The following is a 2,454-nucleotide window of genomic DNA, read 5'->3' as shown; positions in this document are numbered from 1 at the left end:
TCGGTGAGCGCGTAGCCGGCCGCGGCGGCGAGGGGCGCGGCGACGCGGGCGCCGAGCGCGGTGAGCACGTCGAGCACGCGCGCGTGCAGGCCGTCCCCGGCGGCGGAGGCGGGGAACCGGGCGACCGCGGCCGGCCAGCCCGGCGGCAGCAGCGCGCCGGCCAGGTCGGTGACGACGGTGACCCGCTCGGGCAGCATCTCGGCGGGGCTGAGCAGCACGGTGTCGTGCGGGTCGTACCGGGTGTCGCGCCAGGTCTCGTCGCTGACCAGATGCAGTCCCTCGCCGGCGGCGGCCTCGACGGTCTCGTGCAGCAGTTCGGGCGGCGCGACGGTGCCGGTGGGGTCGTCGGCGACGGACAGCACGAGCAGCCGCGGATCGCCGCCCTCGGCGCGGACGCGGCGCACGGTCTCCAGGAGGGCGTACGGGTCGGGCACGCCGCCGGACTCGGCGGGGGTGGGGACGTGGAAGACGGGCCTGCCCAGCAGCCGCGCGTACGGCGCCCACCAGGCGGCGCAGGGGCGCGGCACCAGGACGTCGCCGCCGAGCGCGGCGGTCAGCGCGAGCAGCAGGGCGTTGGCGCCGGGGGCGGCGGCGACGTGGTCCGGGTCGGTGGGCAGCCCACGCCGGTCCCAGTAACCGCAGGCGGCGTCGAGCAGCGCCGGAGCCCCACCGACGGGCTCCTCGTGCCCCCGCCCCGCGGCGGCGGCGAGCACGGCGGCCAACTCGGGCACCACGGGCAGCCCGTCCCCGGGAAGGTGGGGCCCACGACGCACGGCGCCGTGTCCTTCGGGGTCCGTCCGCCGCATGGGTGCCTCCGGGCAGTCCGTGGTGCCGAGTCCTGTCGCCGCCGGGCCCTGGTCCTCTTCCTCGCTCGTGCTCCGGTCGTGCAACCAAGTACCCACCGGGCCGCCCCGCCATGGCTGCGGCCCGCATCAGCCCCGGCCGGGCGGGGATCAGTGGTCCCGGGTCTCCCCGCGCAGCCGCAGCCGCAGCCGGTACACGGCCCCGCCGAACGCGCCCGCGATCAGGACGCCGCCGGCGGCCAGGGCGGGCACGGAGTCGGTGAAGGACCCTCCCGTACCGGCCTGCACCCCGTGCTCCGCCTTCCCGCCGCCGCAGGACGCGCCCCACGCGGTCGGCTCGGGGCACGGCGGCTTGGTCGTGCAGGGCGTGCCGTGCGGGTCCGGCTCACCGTGCGTGCCGGAGTCACCGCGCGGGGCGGCGTGACTGGACGGTGCGGACTGGCCGGGGGCAGCGGGCTGGCCGGGGGGTGCGGGCTGGCCGGGGGGTGCGGGCTGGTCGTAGGGGACGGAGTCGTCGTACGGGACCGGCTCCTCGTCGGCAGTGGGCTCCTCGCCGGGGATCGTCTCGTCGGGGGCCGATTCCCCCGGGACCGTCTCGCCCGGGATCGTTTCGTCAGGGAGCGTTGCGTCAGGGACCAGCTCGTCGCCCGGTACGGCGGGCTCGGCGTACGGTGCCGGCTCGTCGCGGGCCGAGGCCCCGCCTCCGGGGGACTTGCCGCCGGGGACCTTGCCGCCGGGGGCGGCGGGTGGACGGCAGGAGGGCTCGGGGGCGGGGCTCCCCCAGGACTGCGGCTCCCCGGACACCGTCATCGGCGCGCTCCACGGCCTGCCCGCACCGCCGGCTGCCTCCGGGCACGTGCCGTCGACGGTCAAGGGCGCGGCCGGACCCGCCGCGTCCGGGTCGGCCTCCAGCTTCGAGGCGTCGGCTATACGCGCCGTACCGCGGTAGGCACCCGCGCCGGTCTTCAGGAGCGCGACGGTGCCCCCGTCGAAGGCCTCCGAGGCCGCGTCCAGGGCGTCCGGCGCGGCCTCGGAGGCCCCGGCGCAGGTGACCGAGACGGTGACCGTGTCTCCCGGGCCCGCGTCGGCCGGGCTGACCTCGGCGGCGGGTTCCCCGGCGCCGGCCGGCCGTGGAGTGCCGCCCGGGTCCGCCGAGCCGGACCCGGCGAAGACGCCCAGGGCGGCACTGGCCAGTACGGCGGCGGACAGGACACGGGAGGTGCGGCGCATGGGTTCGGGCTCCTTCGAGCGACGGCTGCGGGGGCACGGCACTCGCGCCCTCGGCCATCACAGCCCGCCCGGCCCGGTGACGCGCGCCGCCGTGCGCCGTTCGCGGGACCGGGGGCGCCCGTGTGGGTGAGGAACGGGTTTCGGCCCGACCACCGCACCGCCGGGTCGGTTCACCGCCCCACCGGACCCGACCGACGCGCGACCGACCCGGGCCACCGCACCGCCGCGTCAGGCCACCGCATGCCGTGCCGGCCATCGCTCCACCGGGCCCGCCCGACGCCCCACCGACCTCGGGCCACCGCACCGCCGGACCCGGCCGCCGCACGCCGCGCCAGCCACCGAACCCACCAGGCCCGGCCCCCGCACCACCGGGTCAGCCGCCCGGGTCAGGACGCACCACCCGGCCGGGCCACCGCACCGC

Annotated in this window: 2 protein-coding genes; both read right to left on the bottom strand. The window is 79.1% G+C overall.

Annotated features, from left to right (window positions below; genetic code table 11):
• The coding region (locus GTW67_RS03175) for an aminotransferase class I/II-fold pyridoxal phosphate-dependent enzyme (protein ID WP_161163259.1) at positions 1-806 on the bottom strand (806 nt) is incomplete at its 3' end.
• Positions 807-953: 147 nt separating this feature from the next.
• A complete protein-coding gene (locus GTW67_RS36845; protein ID WP_202436763.1) occupies positions 954-2,033 on the bottom strand; it encodes a hypothetical protein in 1,080 nt (359 codons plus the stop codon).
• Positions 2,034-2,454 lie beyond the last annotated feature (421 nt).

It is taken from the genome of Streptomyces sp. SID5910, assembly GCF_009862125.1.
Taxonomy (GTDB): domain Bacteria; phylum Actinomycetota; class Actinomycetes; order Streptomycetales; family Streptomycetaceae; genus Streptomyces.
Note: the sequence above shows the minus strand (reverse complement) of the source record. Positions and strands in the feature narration are given on the sequence as shown.